This window comes from bacterium, from assembly GCA_030693425.1.
Lineage (GTDB): Bacteria > Patescibacteriota > Minisyncoccia > Minisyncoccales > GWA2-46-15 > GWA2-46-15.
In genome coordinates this window covers 58828-79753 of record JAUYAM010000004.1, presented here as the reverse complement: position 1 = coordinate 79753, position 20926 = coordinate 58828, and the positions used below count along the sequence as shown (strand labels likewise).

At 43.1% G+C, this 20926-nt stretch carries 19 protein-coding genes and 1 tRNA gene; 2 read left to right on the top strand and 18 right to left on the bottom strand.

Annotated features, from left to right (window positions below):
• Positions 1-59: 59 nt before the first annotated feature.
• Both Q8N16_03420 and Q8N16_03415 read right to left on the bottom strand, forming a co-directional pair.
• Complete coding sequence (locus tag Q8N16_03420) at positions 60-821, bottom strand: SDR family NAD(P)-dependent oxidoreductase (GenBank protein MDP3093788.1); 762 nt, start codon at positions 819-821, stop codon at positions 60-62.
• 107 nt (positions 822-928) lie between these two features.
• Positions 929-1534, bottom strand: a complete 606-nt coding sequence (locus Q8N16_03415) for a non-canonical purine NTP pyrophosphatase (GenBank protein MDP3093787.1) — start codon at positions 1532-1534, stop codon at positions 929-931.
• A gap of 101 nt (positions 1535-1635) precedes the next feature.
• Between Q8N16_03415 and Q8N16_03410 the strand changes: the two genes are divergently transcribed.
• Complete coding sequence (locus Q8N16_03410; protein MDP3093786.1) at positions 1636-2946, top strand: hypothetical protein; 1311 nt, start codon at positions 1636-1638, stop codon at positions 2944-2946.
• A gap of 62 nt (positions 2947-3008) precedes the next feature.
• Here Q8N16_03410 and Q8N16_03405 read toward each other — a convergent pair whose 3' ends face one another.
• From Q8N16_03405 to Q8N16_03335, 15 genes are all read right to left on the bottom strand, one after another.
• A complete protein-coding gene (locus Q8N16_03405; protein MDP3093785.1) occupies positions 3009-3998 on the bottom strand; it encodes a queuosine salvage family protein in 990 nt (329 codons plus the stop codon).
• 40 nt (positions 3999-4038) lie between these two features.
• Positions 4039-5220 carry an alpha/beta hydrolase gene (locus Q8N16_03400; protein ID MDP3093784.1) on the bottom strand — a complete coding sequence of 394 codons (1182 nt, stop codon included), beginning with the start codon at positions 5218-5220 and terminating at the stop codon, positions 4039-4041.
• Positions 5221-5637: 417 nt separating this feature from the next.
• Positions 5638-5946 carry a DUF2584 family protein gene (locus tag Q8N16_03395; protein ID MDP3093783.1) on the bottom strand — a complete coding sequence of 103 codons (309 nt, stop codon included), beginning with the start codon at positions 5944-5946 and terminating at the stop codon, positions 5638-5640.
• Positions 5947-6006: 60 nt separating this feature from the next.
• Positions 6007-6564 (bottom strand): GNAT family N-acetyltransferase, encoded by a 558-nt coding sequence (locus Q8N16_03390; GenBank protein ID MDP3093782.1) that lies wholly within the window; start codon positions 6562-6564, stop codon positions 6007-6009.
• Positions 6565-6747: 183 nt separating this feature from the next.
• Complete coding sequence (locus Q8N16_03385; protein ID MDP3093781.1) at positions 6748-8385, bottom strand: BsuPI-related putative proteinase inhibitor; 1638 nt, start codon at positions 8383-8385, stop codon at positions 6748-6750.
• A gap of 88 nt (positions 8386-8473) precedes the next feature.
• Entirely contained in the window at positions 8474-8911 is a 438-nt protein-coding gene (locus Q8N16_03380) for an RpiB/LacA/LacB family sugar-phosphate isomerase (GenBank protein ID MDP3093780.1), read from the bottom strand.
• A 96-nt stretch (positions 8912-9007) separates the two neighbouring features.
• On the bottom strand, positions 9008-9694 hold the full coding sequence (locus tag Q8N16_03375; GenBank protein ID MDP3093779.1) for a hypothetical protein: 687 nt from the start codon (positions 9692-9694) through the stop codon (positions 9008-9010).
• A 99-nt stretch (positions 9695-9793) separates the two neighbouring features.
• Positions 9794-10702 (bottom strand): permease-like cell division protein FtsX, encoded by a 909-nt coding sequence (locus Q8N16_03370; GenBank protein MDP3093778.1) that lies wholly within the window; start codon positions 10700-10702, stop codon positions 9794-9796.
• A 2-nt stretch (positions 10703-10704) separates the two neighbouring features.
• On the bottom strand, positions 10705-11430 hold the full coding sequence (locus Q8N16_03365; protein MDP3093777.1) for an ATP-binding cassette domain-containing protein: 726 nt from the start codon (positions 11428-11430) through the stop codon (positions 10705-10707).
• A protein-coding gene (prfB, locus tag Q8N16_03360; GenBank protein ID MDP3093776.1) for a peptide chain release factor 2 occupies positions 11424-12534 on the bottom strand; the annotation gives its coding sequence in 2 pieces (ribosomal slippage) (positions 11424-12464 and positions 12466-12534; 1110 coding nt in all). Before prfB ends, Q8N16_03365 begins: the two co-directional genes overlap by 7 nt.
• 544 nt (positions 12535-13078) lie before the next feature.
• Positions 13079-14434, bottom strand: a complete 1356-nt coding sequence (locus Q8N16_03355; protein MDP3093775.1) for a DUF4010 domain-containing protein — start codon at positions 14432-14434, stop codon at positions 13079-13081.
• A 7-nt stretch (positions 14435-14441) separates the two neighbouring features.
• Positions 14442-14882: a hypothetical protein gene (locus tag Q8N16_03350; GenBank protein ID MDP3093774.1), complete on the bottom strand. Its 441-nt coding sequence runs from the start codon at positions 14880-14882 to the stop codon at positions 14442-14444.
• 453 nt (positions 14883-15335) lie between these two features.
• Positions 15336-16547, bottom strand: a complete 1212-nt coding sequence (locus Q8N16_03345) for a pyridoxal phosphate-dependent aminotransferase (protein MDP3093773.1) — start codon at positions 16545-16547, stop codon at positions 15336-15338.
• Positions 16548-16672: 125 nt separating this feature from the next.
• The gene (locus Q8N16_03340) at positions 16673-16909 is read right to left on the bottom strand and encodes a hypothetical protein (GenBank protein ID MDP3093772.1); all 237 of its coding nucleotides are present in this window, start codon (positions 16907-16909) and stop codon (positions 16673-16675) included.
• Between the two features lie 61 nt (positions 16910-16970).
• Positions 16971-17042: transfer RNA gene (locus tag Q8N16_03335), tRNA-Thr, on the bottom strand.
• 60 nt (positions 17043-17102) lie between these two features.
• On the opposite strand from Q8N16_03335, the gene Q8N16_03330 reads away from it, so the two are divergent.
• Complete coding sequence (locus Q8N16_03330; protein ID MDP3093771.1) at positions 17103-17270, top strand: hypothetical protein; 168 nt, start codon at positions 17103-17105, stop codon at positions 17268-17270.
• 14 nt (positions 17271-17284) lie between these two features.
• Here Q8N16_03330 and Q8N16_03325 read toward each other — a convergent pair whose 3' ends face one another.
• A complete protein-coding gene (locus tag Q8N16_03325) occupies positions 17285-20887 on the bottom strand; it encodes a S8 family serine peptidase (protein MDP3093770.1) in 3603 nt (1200 codons plus the stop codon).
• Between the last annotated feature and the right edge of the window lie 39 nt (positions 20888-20926).

Below are 20926 nucleotides of genomic sequence, written 5' to 3'. Positions count from 1 at the left end.
TTAACTATTTATTTTCCCCAATATACTAAATATACTAGATACTAAATACTAGATACTCGTCATGCTGCCAGCCACCCGCCGTCAACGACAAAGGTGGCGCCGGTGATATAGCTTGCCTCTTCTGAAGCCAGAAAAACGACCATGGCCGCGATTTCTTCTGACTTGCCTATTCTTTTTAAGGGAATGCCGGCCAAAAAAGCATCCATTGCCTCTTTGGACATGCCAGCTTCCTGGATCATGGGAGTGTCAATGGCCCCGGGAGCAATGACATTAACATTGATTCCCAAGGAAGCCCATTCAAGCGCAAGTGTTTCGCTCATGCCGATAATGCCTCCTTTGGAAGCAGTATAATGGGAGCTGGCCATTACCCCCACGCCAACCTGTCCCGAAGCAATAGAGGCAATATTGATGATCCTGCCCCATTTGTTCTTAGCCATTTCCCTGGCTGCTCTCTGGGCGCAGAAAAACTGTCCCTTGAGATTAATATCAAGAGTTTTGTCCCAGTCAGCCTCGGTCATGTCCATTGCCATTTTCGAAAGATAAACCCCGGCATTGTTAACCAGAATATCCAATCGCCCCCAGGATTTGATTACTTCATCGAAAACTCTGTCTATTTCCGCCTTGTCGGTGACATCCATTTTCCAGGCCGCGGCCTCGCCCCCCTGCTTAATGATTTCATCAACCACTGCCTGGCATTCTTTAAGATCTATATCTGTCACCGCCACTTTGGCTCCTTGCTTGGCCATCATTAGAGCATCAACTTTGCCCATTCCCCTTCTGGCCCCGGTCACTAAAGCTACTTTATTTTTGAGTTCAAACATAGTTCGGTTGTTAGTTTTTAGTATCCGACCTTTATTCTAATTTTTACATTAATTTATCCTATCAAAAATTCGCCTCTCTGGCGATTGATCTTATTCTTAAAACTTGCCTAAGCTAACAGTTCTTTCAGTTTTTCCTTAATCAACTCGTCTGCCTTCTGATTATGGGCCCGCCTTTCGCTATCTGTTAATTCGCTGTGAGGTTTGTTAAAACCAATCGGTCCTTGCAAGCTGCTTATTGGCCAACCAGGAACTCTTATTCTTGACGGCGGGGAAAAGAAAACAATAGGATGGTCCAGACTTGCCGTTTTAACCTTGCCTTCGGGAGTGGCCAGGCAGTAAGCAATATGCCACCTGCCAGTTCTCTTTTTATCGGGAACTCTTGAAACAATTTCCTGCCAATAGGCAAGGAGACGGTCGTCGTCAACCTCGTCTCTCCCGCCTATCCTCCTGACATGAACCCCTGGCTGGCTTTCTTGAGGTAAAAAGTCCAGATACAGAGCTTCGTCCTCAGAAAGAACCGGCAACCCGGTCTTGTCTGCATAAAACCTGGCTTTTATTCCGGCGTTGTCTTCAGCGGTCTCGCCTGATTCAAAAGGTTTCTCCTTAATGCCAAGGTCGTCTAAACTCAAAACAGCCTTAACTATCATAGACAGCAGCTGGCCGAATCTCTCTTTCTTGGCCGGGTTATGGGTGGCAATAACTATTTTATCCATATTCTTATCCTATCAGAAAAAGCTTTTGCTTGGTAATTTACCCTGGTTGGAAAAGGCAGAACAAGGTGATAAGATAAAAGAAGGTAAATTCAGCTCTTAGAATGAAGATTTTAATCGCCTACTATTCAAAGTCCGGCAGCACCGAGAAACTGGCGAGAATCATCCAAAAAGAACTTGAAACAAGAGGTCATGCCGTTGACGTTGAGAAAATCATACCGACGAAAGAACACAGTGTTTTTGGGTGGGCGAACTTGAGAATGTTCAGAGGCGAATGCGACATCCTCCCCGCCAATATTGACGACGTTTCTGGCTATGACGCCGTCATAGTCGGCAGTCCGAACTGGACCAGGCTTTCCCTGCCGATGGCCAGATATATCAACTTGATCAAAGGATTGAAATACAAAACCGTCAGCCTCTTTTCCACCAGTGCCGCTCCGCCGGCCCTTGAATGGTATTTTCTTTCCGCCTATCTGCTCGATATAACATTCACCAGAGCCGTCGAAAAAAAAGAAGGTAGGCCAAAAAACAGCCTCATGCTTTCGAGTATATTCAAGAAATGGACCGCTGATTCCGAATACGGCAGAAAAATGATCAATAAGTTCTGCGCCGAGATTGAAAACCCGATCGGCTCTATCAAAGAATACTTCTTGGAAAAGAAGGAAATTGACGGCGTCAGATTCCTAGCCGTTTTCATTTCCTCAATATTGATCCTTTCTTTGATTTCGCAGATAATCCTGCCCGGCCTGGGAGTCAGGATTCTAAGCTGGCGGCAATATTCTCTGGTCGCCCTTATTATGCTGTTCACCTTTCTTTCCCTGACTTCCCTGATAGGACGGGAAAAAATGATGCCTTTGGGCAAATATCTCGGCGGCCTGTTTATAACTTTGCTCTGGACGGTAACTATCAGTTTCACCCACCCTGTTTTGGGCAGGCTGGTCATCTGGGGCTATTTCCTCATTTTCACCCTGATTGGTTTCTTCAGAAACCAAAAACTGATTGCTTTCACCGGACTAATTTCCATCTTGAGCTATGTTTTCTTGTACTTTGACTACCGCCGGGAAGGAATTCTTGTTCCTTATATAGACATCGGACTGCTTTTATTCAGCCTGTTTATCGTCAACCTGATCACCATGAGCCTGCAAAAACACTTCCTAAGTTTGCTCAAGGCCCAGGATGAAATAGAAATAACCAAGTCCGCCCTAGAGGCAAAAGTCGCGGAAAGAACCAAAGAATTGAAAGAGCTCAGCGAAAGCCTTGATCAGCAAGTCAAGGAAAAAACTGAAAAACTCGAAGATAAAATAGAAGAATTGGAAAGATTTAACAAACTCGTCATCGGCCGGGAACTTAAAATGGTGGAGCTTAAAGAAGAAATAGAGAGTCTTAAGACTGAACTCAAGAAAAACCAAGGATGAAATCAAAACAGACGAAACTTAAAGACCGCTCCAAAAGGCGGTCTTTCTGTCCTTAAAAAACGTCAATAGAATATTGTGTAAGTCCGGTGATGCGGCTTAAGGCCGGATTGATTTTGGCTGATTAGCCATAAGGCGTTATCAATCTCGCAAGAATTATACTTTGCCAGACGCTGCCTGATCAGCTCAACCGCCCAAATTGCAGCTGATCTTATCTCAATCTCCTGCCGGCTGCCAGCCGGAATTAAAGTATAATCATCAACCATTTCTGATAATTCTCTTGAATATTCAAAAACTCCAAACGCTCGGAATATCTGGGGCAATTTGTAATCTGAAAAAGCTGTCAGCAAATCAAGGTTTTTAATTGCCTTGCCGTTGCCTTCTTTTGACAGATATGAAAGATCATTGGCGCAAATTTGGGCTCTCTTTAGAAAATAAACCTCTTTCCCATCCAAATTGACCGTATCCCGGGAAGAAGGGAAATTGCCGTAGATTATCTTGACTAATTTAATTGCGTCGTAGTCTGATTCTTTTAAAACGTTGATAAAATGGCCGTTATATTTTTCTTTTAGGATACTACCTGCCTCGATAAGATTTTCCAAACGCCTGGAAATTAAAGGAATTTCAATGTTGTTTATTCCTTTAAAAAATTCTCGTACGCTGTCCAGGGTTAAATTGCTCAAATAGTCTGCATCTAAAATGGGAATATTGTTTGCCAGAGCCCTTTCAAAACACTTTTTAAGAGAATACCAACCGCCACTGGTTATTTGGCCCGCAGGCCACTCTATACTCCATTTGGGCCTATCTTTTTCTGCCCAAAAGCAAAAGTTAAGTGTGTCTTCAATGAAAATTAACTGAACGTCGTCAATATAGCTGCCGGTGGTGCCAAACGCTTCTTCTAGACTTTCTAAGCCTGTTTTCAGCCTTTCAATTACCCTTCTGGAAACCGGATCCAGTTTTGACTCATTAATTGACAAAAAATTAAGATCCTCAACAATTGATTTTGTCGAACTAAGAATATTTAGAGGATCTTCTCTTCTAATCTCAAGCTTCATAAATTTAAAATTGGGAGACCCGACCTCCCAAAGAAAAATTCTAGGCGTTTTTCTTAATAAAGCCCTTAATGTCTTTATCTGCGTTGCTAATCTTGGTGGCGATTTTGAGAATCTTTTTCTTCCAAGACAAAGCCTCTTTTACGTCCTTCCTCCGGCTGCTCAGCTTGACTTCAACGTAACGGTCTTTGTTTAGGCGCACTACGCACAAGTAATCGTTATCCCAGACGCCAAAATCGAGTTCCGGAGCAATCTCCCTGACCCTGTCTGCCATAACCAGCCAAACGCCCATGCCAGAAGCAATGTCCAGCCTAATGTGTTGAAGAAGGCGGGTTTTGTGAAGATCAGAGATTTTATCAACGACAAAGACCCGGTTAAAATCCTTGATTCTCTTGGCAGCCAGCCTCGCTTCCCTGTAGTAAATGCCTGCGGTATCCCAAAACTTAATTGAAGTCAGGAAAGTGCAAAAACCCGATTTTTTCAGGTTTCTGAACTTGAAAATGCCTTCGTCAAAAACCTCTTTCGGCTCGAGGTAAACGACTTCTTCGCTTTTCGTGGAGATATAGTCAACGGCGTAAAGTTCTTTCCTGTGGGCAAGATACTTTTGGTACAAAGACAAATCAAGCCTGGTCTTGCAGAGCTCAAAGACCAGAGGGAATTCGTTCAAATTCACTTCAAGATTCATATGCCCGGCTCTTTTGACGAAAAGCAAAGAGCTGTTCAGTCTTTTGGCGAAGCCAATGGAATGATACTTTTCCACGTAAGGGTCGTTGTCAGAATACAAAACGTAAGAAACCGGAATCAGTTTTTTCAGTTTCCTAAAATCAAAGTCGGTCTTGTAAAAGGTTTTGTTAATAAGGTCGAACTGCCAGATATTAAGCTTTCTCATAAAAGGGCTGACAAAGATGGCGCTGTCTATTTTCAGATCGTACTTGTCGACTACGTGAAGGATAAAAAGAGGCCCGAGAGAATGACCGACAAAACAAACTTCTTCGCCCTTCTTTATTTTAGGCAGGACCTCTTTGGCGAACACCTTTAGCCAGTTATCCAAAGTTTGGCGTTTGGGAAAACTCTTTGGGCCGTTTTTGCTGACTTCATCCCAGTCCTCAACCGGAAAACGGGGAACAATTACCTTTTGGCCCAAAGCTTCAAGTTTTTCTTTGAGCTCCAGGAACCAGTTCCCTTCTGGGCTCCCGAAAGCTCCGTGGAAGATTACAAATTTCATTTGAAAATATTAAATTAAAATTATGATTTAAAGTCTATCTGTCTATTTCCCGTAAGGCCGGGCCCCGTTGACGCTTATTCTATAAACATCACTTCCAATAAAGCTATTATACTGCCGAGAAACAAAGAGATCAAAAGCCAAACCCACCATTTAATTTTCATATTTACAATTTTCCGAATGTTCAACATCGGGTGTTAAACAGGTTAATAGATTACTTTTTCGCTAAGTATAAAAGATTCTAAAACCTTTTTTCAATCTTGTGTAAACTTAGGAACTAAGTTCCTAAGTCAATATTTAACCTCGGGTGTTAAATAGGTTTATTTCTTTCCCTTTTTGGTTCGGCGACCCTCCAACCGAGTGGCCTGACCCCAGCTCCGCATTTTCTTTATATTGGTTTTTGCCTGATATTTTTTCATATTAAATTTCGTGAGTGGTTGTTAGGGCTTCTTTCAAACGAGTGGTATAAATTTTCTGCTCGTCCGGAGCAAAAAGCGAAAGGATTTCGAAGGTTATTTCCATATCTTTGCCAGAAACCAAAGTTTTACGAATCGCGCAATAACCCAGAACCGTCCAATCCTCTGACAAAAGCAAAATTGCCATATCGGTCGGGTAAATCCGAATATTTGATCTGGAAATAGTATATTGTTTGCCGATTTGAAGATCGTCCGGCTTTACGTCGGATTTTCCTAATCGCAGCATCGTATTTATTTCAACGTGGTAACCCATAGTTTTATATAATTAATGTTTAATCTCGGAGGTTAAACGGTTGAAATTACTTCGAAAAACCTAAACCTCTTTATACATCAAAATATCGTCAACAAATTTACTTCTATGTCTAATTCCTTTAGGTAAACAACCGTATTTTTTAAAACCAAACCTCTTGTGATACATTCTTTGGGCGATCGTATTATTTGCAAAAACACTCAGGTCTATAATCCTCAATTTCTTGATGTTTTTTCTGGCTTCTTCCAAGGTAAGTTTCATCAATAGTTTCCCGATACCCTCATTCCTAAAATTTTTAGCCACAGTCAACCCAAATCTGCCAATATGATCAGTATTTCTGTCTTTTAACCGAACATCGGCTACTCCGACCAATTCTTTGCCATGAAAAGCTAAAAGCTTTACCGCCTCATTTTTTTTCATTTGCGAGAAAAAAGAATCCAAGTATTTTTTCTCGTCTTTGAAAGAAATTAGTTCTCCTTGAAAAATAATAAATGTCTTCTCTTTTGAGAGGGTGTTTATATAATCTAACATAAGCCTGGCATCTTGTTTTTTGGCGTAGCGAATCGTGATTCGCCTATTTTTCTTTGTTTTTCCTGTGAAAATTGTTTTTCCCGGCATCATATGATTTTTCTAATAGCATTTATTGAATATTTAATATCAGAGATTAAACGGGTTAATAGAATCTTGGTTTGATTCCAAGCCCCGCAGCCATTTGATTCTGGTTCGGCTACGCTCACTATAAACTTGCCGAGGTGTCCACTCGCTGCTGGAAAGGACTTTTACAATTCACGAAAAGACGGTGGGCTAATTTGCTGAAGTTGTTTGTCTAATTTCTCTCAATTTCCTCATAGTCATTGGTCCTACAAACCCTGTTCCTTTGGTAATCTTTATGGGGGTAAGGATTTCGCTGGCATATTTTTCTTGAAATTTGATAACAGCTTTTCTGGTGAGGGGCCCAAAATAGCCGGTAATAAAACCTTCGGGATAAATTAATGGATCACTTGCTAATACTCTCTGCAACTCTTTTACATCGTTGCCGCGCAGACCTAAGGTTAGATTCCTCGTGAATGCGGTTGAGGGAGATATTTGGGGATATTGACCTCCTGGGGCAAGAATATAGCTGATCCAAGGACAGAAAACGCCTGCATCAAAATCAACACCATCTCTTTCTACGTCGTTTGGGCTGCCATCGCAGATCTCTATAGATGCCGTGGGCATTATTACTGTTTCAGGTATGAGGTGCCAGCTCCAATTTGTGTTAAAACCGCCATTCCCAGAAGCTATCTGGCCGCTAATGTGTCTGCCGCATCGTGGGTCACCAGGATTTTGTTGGCCATAAGCGTAACAATTCCGAGCTTGCTGAATTGTGGCTTGGTCAGTGACGGACACAATAAACATACGATCACTTCTTTTCTCAACTGGATACATTCCAATTACAAATTTTTCTCCAATAACTGGAGGGGCGGGAGGGACAGTAACCGTCACTGAATCCATAAAATAAGTTCTGGATACTTCCCAGGTAGCCCCAAATCCAAACGCTACCCATATGCGGCTTGATGAACCTGTGTTAATATTCCGGCTATGGCTATATGCTTGCCAACCAGCAACCGTATTTGTGTACCCAACGATAGTAAAATCAGACTCTAACTCTGGATCGGCGGTGCCTATATATGCAACTACGGGCCATTGGGTAACGGGGGTTGCTGCCTCGCTCCAGAGTTGAAAAGAAAGGTCAATAGTTACAGTCGAATTTTGAGGCACCGGGAATGTCTTTTCCATCCAAATTGTACCATCGTCGTTAATGCCGTTGAGAAAACTTTCAAGAGAATAATTGCCATGTTGCGCCTGCTCAGTTGAACGCTCAATACTCCACTCAAATAAACAAGGATGGATCTCTTGTTCGCAATGAATCTCATGATCTGTTTGCCAACCGCCTAAACCGCTTTCAAAACTTTCAAAATAAGGGGGTTGAGTTTCACTGACAACAGTAATGGTAGTTTGAGCGCTGCCGTGTCCGACAACTTCTCCAGAAATTGTATGAGTACCACTGTCCAGTTTAAAATCAGAAGGTTTATGGGTAAATTCCCATTGTCGCGAAGAGCCCGCGGGAATTACTACTGAAGTCAAAAATTGAAGAAAGGCCTTATTTGATGACCAGCGATATTTTCCACCAATGGCATAATCGGCTTGCAATGACGAAGAAAAGGAGAGTGTTTGCGATACGTTAGATGTATTGACAGCTTTTACGGTGATAAAAATATCTTCTCCAACGGTATATTGACTTTTATCGGTTGTAATTTCAACAATAATTCCTGTAGCATTTTGAGCCTCTGCCGTTCCTACAACAAAAACTGAAAATAAAAGAATCGAGAATAAAGAAAATAATACGAAGCCGTGGGATATTTTAGCAAAAGAGAATAGATTTTTAGATATTGTAGTCATGATATTGTTTGGTTAGTTATTCTGATAGGTGACTGTCACCCTAAATTGAGGAATTTCTTTAATTGAAAATATTCATCTCTCTGACCGCTCAATGCCAGCTATCAAATACTTCCATCATTTTTAGACGATCTGCATCTCCATCATATTCTGCGCCGAACCACGCATCTAAAATGCTATGAACGGTGCTTTTCTCTGATTCCCATCCTACCAGGCACACAACATTACAGTTGTCGTAAACTCTTGACCACTCCGCCACCTTAGTGTTCGTTGCCAAACAGGCTCGAATGCCGCTAAACCTATTCGTTCCTATCTCTACGCCAACCCCGGCGCCACAAGAAAGTATGCCTTTATTTTCTCTATTCTCACGAATTTTGGCCACAACTTTAGGAATCATATCTTCAAGTCTCATGTCTTCCGTTTCGGTTTTTATTCCCAGGTTATCATAAGGAATATTGCGTGACTTGAGGTATTCTTCAACGAACTTTATGGCCTTAAAACCGTGTTTGTCTGCAGCAATATAAATCATAGTTGCGGGTAATGGACGACGTTAGAACCTGTTTTATAAGCACAAATTAGTATTTTGAGATACTATTTCTATCACTAGAGAATACATCTGGGCATTTTAGTTTACTTCACTCTTTTGAAAATAAAGATTTAGTGTAGCCAATGTAACGCCGCAAAATATCTTTCCCTGTGCTATTATTTCTTTTACTTCTTTTTTTGTATACCATTTTCTGTTTTTAATCTTTTTTTTATCACCTTCACTTTGAGGACTAAACTTAATCTTAGAATCACCTTTTGCTAGAACAGCAACGACATTAAAACAAAAAAATGCTGTATTTGCGTTAATTATACCTAATTGCTCTAAATCATTCTCCCTTATTTCTAAGCCTGCCTCATCTTTTATCTCCGTTATTGCCGTATTTTGCCAAGTTCCCTCGCTAAATCCCCTAATAGTTTCTATACTACCTCTTCCTAAATGATCGAAGGGAATATATAAATTACCCTTCTTTATTTCTGGACAATTCTCTTTCGGAGCTGCTGGTCTTTCTTCAGTATGAAGATAAATTTTTTCTCTTTTTTCATCAATTAAAACAACTACTACACTGCCAGTTGGTTGAATATAAGCTAGCTGATCATAGTTTCCTATGGTATTCGCGACTATCTCAACCCTTCCGAAGTCGGGATTCTCTAAAATCAATTCTTCTCCGTTCTCTTTTTTTACACTCCATCCCATTTTTATACTCTCTTTGCAATCTTTTATTTTTTTAAACATATATCGATAATAATTTTTAATCTCTTTGGTCACTGAGATTTTATTCTTTTTTACTGCGAGGCTTGGATTCGAACCAAGATGACGACTTTCAGAGAGTCGCATCCGACCGTTAGATGACCTCGCAAAAATATGCTACTTCTCCAAGTACTTTCTGACGGCAACCAGACTGGAAACTGTTCCTAAAACCATGCCGGTCAAAACCTGAAAACCAAAAATTAAAAAGAAATTCTCTAAGAAATAGTTAAACAGGTTAAAGCCGCCGGTCAAACTAAAGATTTTTGGCGCCAAAAAATAGCTCAAAGCCGGGAAGACTATCAATGTCGCCGTAACGGCCAAAATTCCGCAGATAATCCCTTGAACGACAAACTGCCCGCTGATGAACCAATTGGAAGCTCCGACCAGCCTCATAATGCCGATTTCTTCCGAAGAATTGTAAATCGCAAGGCGAATGGTAACAAAAGTAATCGAAAAAGCAACCAAAGCCAGAATGAGGGCTAATATCAAACCCGTTCTCTCAAAACTAGCTTTCAGGGAATAAAACTTTTCGATCACCGGCTTTCTCTGGTAAAAATCGATTTTGTTGACCAAGCTCTCAAAACGACTCTCGCCCAGGAACTGACTGACTTTCTCGTAATCCAAGGCTTCCGAGGCGCTGATGTTCAAAGAAGCTAAAAAGGGATTGTCGCCGACTTCTTCCAGCGCCTGGGTGATAATGTCGTCGTACTGGTGCCTTTCTTTGAATTTTTCCAGAGCCTCTGCCGGAGAAACATAGGTTACCTTCCTCACTCCCTGGATTTCCAGCAGCAAATCCTTGGTCTTGAAAATCTCTTCTTCAGGCACTCCTTCTTTAAAATAAACGGAAATATCCATCTTTTTCTCCAAAGACATCAACAGGAAATCCGTCACTCCCTTGAAAATGAAAATCGACGTCAGTATGGAAATCGTCAAAAACATGACAAAGATCGTAATTGTCGACAAGCCCTGGCTCCTTTTAAAACTCAGCCAGCCGTTTATTAACACTCTCTTAAAAGAAATCAACATGTTTAAATGATATATTTTCCGACTTTGTCATCTTTAATCAGCTTGCCTCTTTCCAAACTAATGACTCTCTTTTCAAGATTATTAACGATATCCTGGTCGTGAGTGGCCAAAATCACCGTCTCCCCAAGCTCATTAATCTTGAGCAATAATTTGATAATATCCCAGGTATGATAAGGGTCAAGGTTGCCGGTCGGCTCGTCGGCAATAATTAAATCTGGCCGATGAATCAGGGCTCTGGCGATAGCCACTCTTTGCTTTTCTCCGCCGGAAAGCTCAAACGGGAAATGTCCGGCCCTGTCTTCCAAACCGACTATTTTTAGGGCTTTAGGCACCTCGTTTTTTATCTGGGAATCCTGGGCGCCGACCACTTCCAAGGCATAGGCAACGTTTTCAAAAACGGTTTTTTTGGGCAAAAGCTTGTAGTCCTGGAAAACGACTCCGATATGCCGCCTTACTCCCGGCAGATCCTTTTTTTTAACCTTGTTGACTTCAAGATTTCTGATTATGTCCCGGTCGTCCTTAAAGCTGAAAAAAATTCTGCCCGAAGTCGGCCTTTCCTCGCCGATCAAAAGCTTGACTAGTGTAGTTTTGCCAGCCCCTGATCTCCCGGCTATCAGGACAAACTCTTTTTCCTTGATTTCAAAAGAGATGTCTTTTAAGGCTTCTGTCGGCTTTGAATGCAGATTGTTGGCCGGATAGGTTTTGGTTACTCCTTGGAATTTTACCATTTTCTCAACTTGATTTCAGCTTCAATAAATTGATCCAGCTTTCCGTCTAAGACTCCTTCGGTGTCGCTGGTTTCAACCTCGGTTCTCAAGTCTTTGACTAGTTTATAGGGATGAAGGACGTAAGAACGGATCTGGTTTCCCCAGCTGGCCGATTTTTTCTCGCCTCTAAATTCTGCCTTCTTTTCTTCAATCTTATCCTCTTCAAGTTTGAGCAATTTTGAAGCCAGCATTGCCATCGCTTTTTTCCTATTGTCTCCTTGCGATCTTTCAACCTGGCAGGCGGCGACAAGACCTGTTGGCAGGTGGGTAATCCTGACCGAAGTCTCCCTTTTATTGACGTTCTGGCCGCCGGGACCCGAGGCCCGGTAAAACTCTATTTTCAAATCCTCCGGCCTAATTTCGGACTGTTTTTCGTCCTCTATTGCCGGAGTCACCTCAACGCTTACAAAAGAAGTGTGCCGCAAAGACTGCGAGGAAAAAGGAGAAATCCTTACCAAGCGGTGGATCCCCGTTTCCCCTTTCAGCAAGCCGTAGGCGTTCCTTCCTTTTATCTCAAGGGTCGCTGACTTGGTTCCAATTCTGCCTTCCGGCCCTCCGGCTTCGCCAAACGACTGTTCTAAAATCCTTGTCTGCCAAAACCTAGACTCGCAATAGCGCTGATAGATGCGCAAAAGCATGGTCGCCCAATCCTGGCTGTCCTGGCCTCCGGCTCCGGCAAAAATTGAGAGGATGGCGTCATGGCTGTCGTATTTCCCAGAAAGAAAAACCTCTAATTCTTTTCTCTTAATTTTTTGTTCAAGGCTGGAGACTTTTTTCTCCAGCTCCAGAACCAATGCCTGGTCCTGACCGAAAGCCTTGTCCATCTCAACAGCTTCTTTGATTTCAGCCTCCAGCCCCTCCAAGGCGGCGACCTCTTGTTTTAAGGCCGAGAGTCTCTGGAGGATTTCCTTTGCCCGATCTCCGTCTTTCCAGAAATCCGGTTTAAGAGAAATTTCTTCTAGCTCTTTAATCTCCTCCCTGTTTTTAACTAAGTCAAAGACAGTCCGCCAGCTGGCGGTATTTAACCTCCAAATCTTCGATTCTGTCTTTCAAAATCTTGGCCACAAGCAAAAATTAGGTTTTCTGGCTTAATTCTACCAAAAAACTCAAAAAAAACAACCACTTGAAATAAATATAGAACCGTGCTTAAATTGGGACGAAAGGAGGCTGTTATGTCATACTCGCTAGTTGCCGTCCTACTCCCCTGCCATTGTAAGTACTGTGGCGAAAAAACTGCGGCGTGGAAAACGGTTTGCGATAAGTGGTACTGCCAGCGGCAAAACAACCGTGGAAAATCTGCTGCTTACTGTACCATTCACGGGAAACGACTCGTAACCCCCAATTACTTCATCATGGATCTGGGCGGACTGGTAGACATCTTCCCCGGGCCCCACTGCCCGGAGAAGGATTGCAACGAATAGGAGGCGATCGGACACAAAGAAAAGGCTGACGATTGAACGTCAGTCTTTTCAATTTTTAGCTTAATATCCGTCTTAGAACTATTCTCCACCTTTTCGCCAAAAATCTACAATTTTTCCCCTTCTCTGAACTAAATGACGACTCCATTGACGACTGTCGTCAACGAAGCTAAAAACCTTTTGCCCCTGACTTAAACCAAGAAAAAGAATACAAAGCTTACGGAAATGACAATCAGGACCGCCAAAAGCAGCTTTAAAGTAAATTTCCGGCTTCCCTGAATAAAAGAATAGAATGTCTTGCTGAGAAGATTACTGGCATTAACAGCCACCAGAGTGAGCAGGGCCATTTCGTAAGTGATACTGGCTCCGGCCGACTCGGCCAGGTTAATGACAATTGCGTCTATGCCCGTAAACGAAGCGATAATCGAGCTCAAAAGAAAGCCGGCTTGGCCGAAAAAAGCCAAAGATGCTTTGGTAACAATCTTCACTAAAACCAATATCAGGGCGAATCTTAAAGCCGGTTTGAAAGAAAATAGTTTTACCCCCGCCAGCTGTCCTTCCGCCTCCGGCACGCTCTCATTGGGCTGCTTTCTGGCAAATGAATAATAGAAAAGCCCGACAATAAAAGCAGAAATGGCAATGACAAAAAGCGTAGAGGTGATATATACCAGCCAGCCGCTGTTCAAGGGAGCGACCAGAATGAAAATCTGGAGAAAGCTCATTAGGTTGGCAAAGACGGCCAGAGCCACCAATTGATCCGTCCGGCTTTCTTTCTTGCTTTGCTGGGCAAGAGAGATTGTCGTCGAGGTGGAAGAAATGAACCCGCCGATCAGGCTGGTGACGAGCTTTCCTCTTTTTGGGCCGGCAAGCTTGCCGAGCAGGTACCCGAAAACGTCAATGCCGGTGATCAAGGCGACGATGAACCAGAGCCTGAACGGATTGACAATCTCCAGCGTCTCCAATAATCCCAGTTGAACGTGATAAGCGCTGAGAATGGTTTTTACCGCCGGAATGTCTGTCAGGTAGTAGGCCTGATTTGGAAGAAAAGGAAGAACCACCAGAGCGATGATGGCAAAACTTAAAAACCCGTTGATTTCCTCTTGATTGATTCCCAAGGTCAGGCGCTGGGTCTTTTCCTTCAAAGACAAAATCAGGGTCAAAACAATGGTCAGGGCGATAACTAACTGGACAGGAAAAATCTCGGTGACCACGAAAAAACCGATCAGAAAAGAATAAAGAGCGGCCAGCTCGGTAGTCAGGCCGACGGACTTGGTCAAAACGCCGCCGACAACATAATAGGCTAGAATAAGGGCAAAAAAGGCAATAGCGGTGATCAAGAAAAGAGTGATGTTGCCGCTGATGCTCAAATAACCGGAGATGGCTCCGAAAAGGGAAATCAAAGAAAAAGTCCTCAAGCCCCCGAGTCCGCCCGCGGAAACCTTTTCCTGGCTAAACTCTTTTTTCCTGACCGGCTCTCTCTCAATGCCGATAATGGCTCCGAGAAAAATAGCCAGAAGCAGTTTTAAAGGGAAAGACAAATGGATCATTATTCTATTATAACCAAGGTTTCTTCAGTTTGTCGATATTGTCAATAACAATCCAACTGGACATAGCTCCAAAACCGTCCTTGTTAACTTCAAACGGCTCTACCCGCCTGGGGTCTTTAAGAAAAATCAACAGACAATAATTTTTATTCTTAAACATCTTATAATACTTATCGATCTCGTCTAAACCGAGGCCGTCTTTTGAGCCATACTTCAAAAGAATTTCTTTGACTTTGGTTGGTGTTAAATCTGAATACTGAAAAACGTCAGAAACCTTCGCCCTTGCGGTAACTGGCTTGCCAGAATCCTTAAAATAGACTGTATCCTCTTTCTTAATCTTGCCCCAGGGAGAATATCTGTTTTTGTACCAACGGGATTCTATTGTTTTTTCCTTTCTCAGAATCTTTGGAAGCAATCCCCAAGATCTTTTCATTATCGCTAAATGATCCATATTATATCAATATATCAAAAGATCGTTTCTCTGACGATCAAGTTGACTCATCCAGACAGCTTTTGGGGTTTTATTATCAAATAAAATACGGCCTCTGCCAAAATCTTTGGCAATAAGGCCGTATTTCACGAAAGGTTCAAATTTCAAAAAGAACAAGTCGCCTCCGATCTCTGTTTGAGTAATGCCTGTTCGGCCTCATTGGCCGGTCGGCGATGCTCGTTGGGGTGCAAACTGCACTCCAGGTAAGAGTCGCTTCAGTGCCTGGCCAAACAAAGAGTGCCCTTCGAATCGCCTTCGCAGAGGGGGCACCCATTGCCCTCCACGAGAGTATCTGACAATATAGCCATAATCCACCTCCAGGGTCTTTTTAGCATTAAAAGAGGTCTTGTCAAAATAGCAAAACGCCTTAGATAGCATTGAAGCTTAAAACTGAGACGTGCCTCTTGGTTAACTTTAAACCATTATGGATAAATATCTTTCCAATCCTTTTTTAAGAATCCTGATGGCCTGTTTGAGCTTTGAGGAAGAAAGGACAAAGGCAATTCTTATCTCGTCTTTGCCAAGATTTTTCGTGGCATAAAAACCAGAACCCGGCGCCACCAGCAGGGTTTTTCCCTTAAAAGAGAACTCTTTCAAAAGCCATTCGGCAAAATGGTCGGTGTCTTTGATCGACAGTTTTAGAATCGCATAGAAAGCCCCTTTTTGCCTTGAGCAGAGAATATTGGGGATCTTTTCAATCTCTTTAAAAACCGTATTCCTTCTTTTCTGATATTCTGCGGCAACTTTTTTAGTATATTCCCGGCAATGCTCTAAAAGAGGAACCGCCGCCAACTGCTCAATCATGGGAGCAGAAAGACGAGCCTGGGCAAACTTTGTCGCTCCCTCGATCACTTCTTTATTCTTTGAAGCCAAACAGCCGATTCTTAAGCCGCAGGCATTGAATCTTTTGGATAGGCTGTCCAGCAAGATCACTCTGTCGCGGATATCTGCAAAAACCATCATCGAACAATGAATTTTGCCGTCATAAACAAACTCGCGGTAAGTTTCATCTGACAAAATGAAAAGGTTGTGTTCTTTGGCAATGTCGGCAATCATCCTCAATTCCTTTTTCCCGTAAACAGTTCCTGTGGGATTATTGGGATTGCAAATCAATATGCCCCGCGTCTTTTTATTAATCTTTTCTTCAATCGCCTTTTTACTGGGCAGATGAAATCCGTTTTCGGCAAAAGTCGTCAAAGGCGCCAGCCTGATTCCCGCCATCGAAGCATAGCCGTTGTAGTTGGCATAAAAAGGTTCAAAAACAATAATTTCCTCCCCCGGACTGCAAATTGCGGCGAAAGCAAATAAAATCGCTTCGCTGCCGCCGACGGTGACGATAATTTCAGAAACATCAAAGCTAATCCCTGCGCTCTTATAATACTTCTGCCAGGCAACCCTTGTCTCAAGTATCCCGGACGAAGGCGTATAAGCTAAAATCTTGCCGTCAAAAGACCTGATTTCTCTTAAAATTTCCTTGGGAGTCGGCAAATCCGGCTGGCCGATATGAAGCTCAAAAACCTCAATCCCTCTCTTTTTAACCTCTTCCAAAAGCGGCACGAATTTCCTGATCGGCGAAAACTGGGTTTCCTTTGCTCTTTTAGAAATATTCAAGATTCTTCCTGCCATAATCTAATATTTTATCAGGAATCCGCAACTCTGAACAGGAGTTGCTTGACCGATCCTCAAAAAATAAAACCGCGTTCCTTTTGAAGAACGCGGTTCGAGGCGATGGGGGCTAAGGCAGAGGAGAATTAGAGAGCAGAATAAAGCTTCCGGATGTCGATGTCAACGTAATCAACGCAATATCCGCCAACGCGCAGAATATTGATCTGCGCTTCTTCCGGCACGAAATCGCCGCAATCGACACAGCCACGGACTCTTTCTGCAGCTGCTATCAGCTGGTTAAAAGTCATGGCGCTACCCCTGCCAAAACGGTAAATTAGTCCGTCAACCGTCACCTCTTGCCCCGCTGTCACTTTTTTCAACATGTGTTGTGCCTCCTTTCAGAACTGAAACAAACTGTGGATGGAAAAGGTCTTACTCCCCCAGAGCCGGAGGAGAGATTCGAACTCTCGACTTGCTGTTTACGAAACAGCTACTCTACCACTGAGTTACTCCGGCTGATAATTTACTTCTGTCATCCTAGCAAAAATGGATTAAAATTGTTAGATTAGAAATGTTATGAATTATCTCAAAAAAATCAAGGTTAAAGGAAAAACCATGCGTTTTCCGATTTACTGCCCCGACGCCACTAGGGCCGTCATCCGGAGTCTGGACAGCCAGGACTTGATCGAGGCGGGTATCGAGAACCCGATTTTCAACCCCTACTATTTAACGTCTTGGTTCTAATTAACGGCTTTCCCCTAACGGAATATCACTATGCATTTCTGTGCCAACAACGAGAAATCGCGGAGAGTAATATAGTTGTCGCAAACCACGTCTGCTTTCTTGCAGCTTCCTGTCGCTTGCTTGCCAAAACAGCTTCTAAAGAAGGATCCATCAGTCTTATTTGCCTTACCGTCGCCATTTAGATCGCAAGAAAGCTCAGGGCAAAATATCGAAGGGCATTTATTGGCCAACATCGAGAAGTCGAGTAAGGTCACGGAGCCATCGCAAACAACATCTGTTCTGCGGCAAGCGCCGAGAGGCGACTCTTTTCCATAACAGCTTTGCATGAAAGAATAATCGGCAAAGTTAACCTGTCCGTCTCCGTTTAAGTCGCAGTCTAATTTAAGGCAGATTCCGTCAGCAGCCAAACGCCTCTCGTTATATTGATAGGTCGGCCACTGAAGATTAAATTTACGGTAATTCTTCGTCTCTCCAAGGTCATAAACGCGCAGGGGCGCGCCAAAAGGAGCGTTGATTATCAACTCCAGATGGTTGTCGCCATCGATGTCACCCACGCTCGGCGCGTCAAATAAGAAAGATGATGAAAAAGGAAAATAGAATTTAATCAAACCCTTGTCTAGGACCCCCAACGAAGGAGGATAAGATTGGGAAAAGTAAATTTCCGGTAGGGTATCGCCGTCAGCGTCGCCAGTCACGAAATTCAAAACATTGCTCTGGTTATAAAATGGCCAGCCGGTTAATTGGTTTCCGTCACGGTCAAGGATCCAGATTCCGTCCGCATCACTGGTAATGATATCTTTTCGACCATCGTTGTTCAAATCGGAAACAATTGGAACGGGAAAGTTAACGTTAAAGCCACCTATCCCGATTGTTTTCTTCCAGAGCAAGGTTCCGTCTGGCTTGTAAACAGCGATGTCTGTATTAGTCTCGGTGGGCATGCCGGCAGAAGACTGGTATTGAGTAATCAATTCCTGAATTCCGTCGCCGTCCAAATCACTAATGGTTGCTGACGGAGTTGACTGGTTAAAAGCAGGGATATTAAAGGTGGTAATTTGGTTGCCTTGATAGTCGAGAACAAAGACCTGACCCTGATGATTAATGGCCAAGACTTGCAATTGATTGCTTTTCGGATTAATAAACTTACCGGCATAAACTGAATTTTCGAAATCGCCGGCCAAGGTCTTCGGCCAGCCAGAATTCAAAGGAGAACCAAAGCGGTCTAAAACATAAACTTTGTCAGCCGCCATTAGAATTTCATAGCTGCCATTGCCGTCAATGTCTTCTACTCTGAAGGGCGCCATTCTCGTCCAAAATCCAGTATAGGTAAAACTAAAAGGCCAATTGTCGCCAATATATTCTGAACCGGAAGAAGAAAATATCCTTATTTTTTTATTTTGAGAGTAGGTCTTATTCTCCGTCATTATTAAAATCTCTTTACCCGGAAGATTGGGGATTATGTCGGCGACTATCGGAGAACTAGCCAGGTAAGCGAGCTTTTCGTCGCCCAGACTAATCGTGCTTTTTAAGCTGCCATCAGATTTTAGAATATAAACCCTACCAATCACTGAGGGGATAATAACTTCTTTTCGGCCATCGGCATTTATATCAGCCACGGTCGGCATAAAATCAAAACTCCCAGCCGGGTCAAAAAAACTCCATTTAACTGGCGGCGTTTTAGAAACCACCAAGCGATCTTCGGCCTCCGGCACTTCTGGACTATTGCTCAAAACTCTCAAACGAAGAGTATTATCGCCGTAAGGCAGAGAACTGATGTTAACAACGAGTGTTTCAGGAGTCTGTTTCGGAGTAGAATCTTCTTCAAGAGTCGTCCAGATTGTCGGTTCCAAACCAATGCCTAATTCTAAAACCCAGTGGGAAAAATAATTACCGAAAGCAATAAAGGTAATCTGCGCTTGATCGCCGTCAACGACAAAATTATCCGGTTTTTGAATTCTGGCAACGTTAAACTTACCACCCGTCGACATTGCCCTGCCAATATCGAGACGGCCATAGCCTCTTTCTTTGGTCCAGATTTTTTCGTCTGGCTTAAAAGCCGAGGTACGCAAAATGCTCCGAATCTCTTCCGAGGTCAAAGAACTATTCTGTCCCAAAAGCAGGGCAACGCTCCCAGTAACGAAAGGAGCGGCCATTGAGGTGCCTGCCTGACGCAAATAATCATTGTCTATCGTTAGACTAGAACTTCCTGTCCCGCCGGCTCTCAAGGACAAAATATTCCTGAAACCATCTCCTCCAGGGTTAGATGATCTAGAGTTTCCTCCGGGAGCAATAAAATCAATGCCAATGATATTGGAAAAGTCGCTCGTTTGGTCAGCGACGTCAGAAGAACCTACCGACAGAGAATTCCGGTAGCTAGCTGGAATGAAGCGGCGGGAATCAGCACCGTTATTGCCAGCCGCCGCCACAAAAATCACACCCAGGGAATTAACGTAATCCACCGCCTCTTTTAATGTTTGGCTTGATCCTATCCCTCCCCAACTAGCATTGATTACTTTTGCGCCGTTATCCCCGGCAAAACGAACCGCCCTGGCTAAGTTATTTATGGTACCAGCGCCGTTGTAATTCAAGCCCTTTATTGCCAAAATTTGGCTATTGCTGACGCCGGCCATACCAATTTGGTTGTTTTTAACGGCGGCGATGATGCCGGCGACGTGCGTTCCGTGACCATTGTCATCAATAGGATTATTATCATCATTGACGAAATCGTAACCCTTGATGACGCGACCTTCCAGCTCCGGGTGATTATAATCAACGCCGGTATCAATAACCGCGACGACAACATTTTGACTGCCGGAGTCCTTATCCCAGGCCGGTTCAATGTTGATTTTTTTCAATCCCCATTGGTAATCATAAGAGGGGTTCCAACCGCCAGAGCCTGCCGGCAATGCTCGCTCTGGTGCCGGCGGCTGCTGGTCAAGATAATAAGGATCGTTGATCGCCGTGGCTTCTAAAATAAAATTGGGTTCGGCGTATTCAATCTCGGAACTCTGGTTTAAAAACTGCAAAACTGCTATGACCGAAACGTCTTTGCTGAAAATAATCCTGTAGTTCCTGGAAATATCAATGCTTGAAACCTTCTTTATTTTTGGAGAGAAGTTTTTCTTAAAAACCTTGTCAATGGTTTTTATCGGAAAACGTTCGTGCAACTTAACCAGCACTTTTGGAGAATCCTGCCGATCAATATCTTCAAAAGAAACCGGGGCTTTGTCGAAACCTACTCCGCGGGACAAAGCTTGAGAGCTTGGTTTTAAAACGGCTGCCTTGGCTTTAAATTTCACCAAAATTTCACCTTGAACATAATCTCCGCCCGTTTTTTTGCTTGTCTTGCCAGTAACGGTAGAGAGCTGAGACGAATCTATCTTGGCGCCGGTCGTATCTAATCCGGTTAAAACTCTAATGCCGTTTCCTCCCTCAGCCAAAAGATTGACGCCGCTATCCTTAAATACAAAGTTTAATATTTGATTAGAAATTGCCGCTTCTTTAGTCAAAGACCGCCTACCCATCAATTGAACCTCGGTAATCGATAAAACAAGCAGGGAAACTATCAAGGCGGAGAAAACAAAAGCTATAACGAATGACTTAAGGTTAAGTTTGGGCACAATTTTGGCTTTTTAAGTATTATTATATCTATAATTACA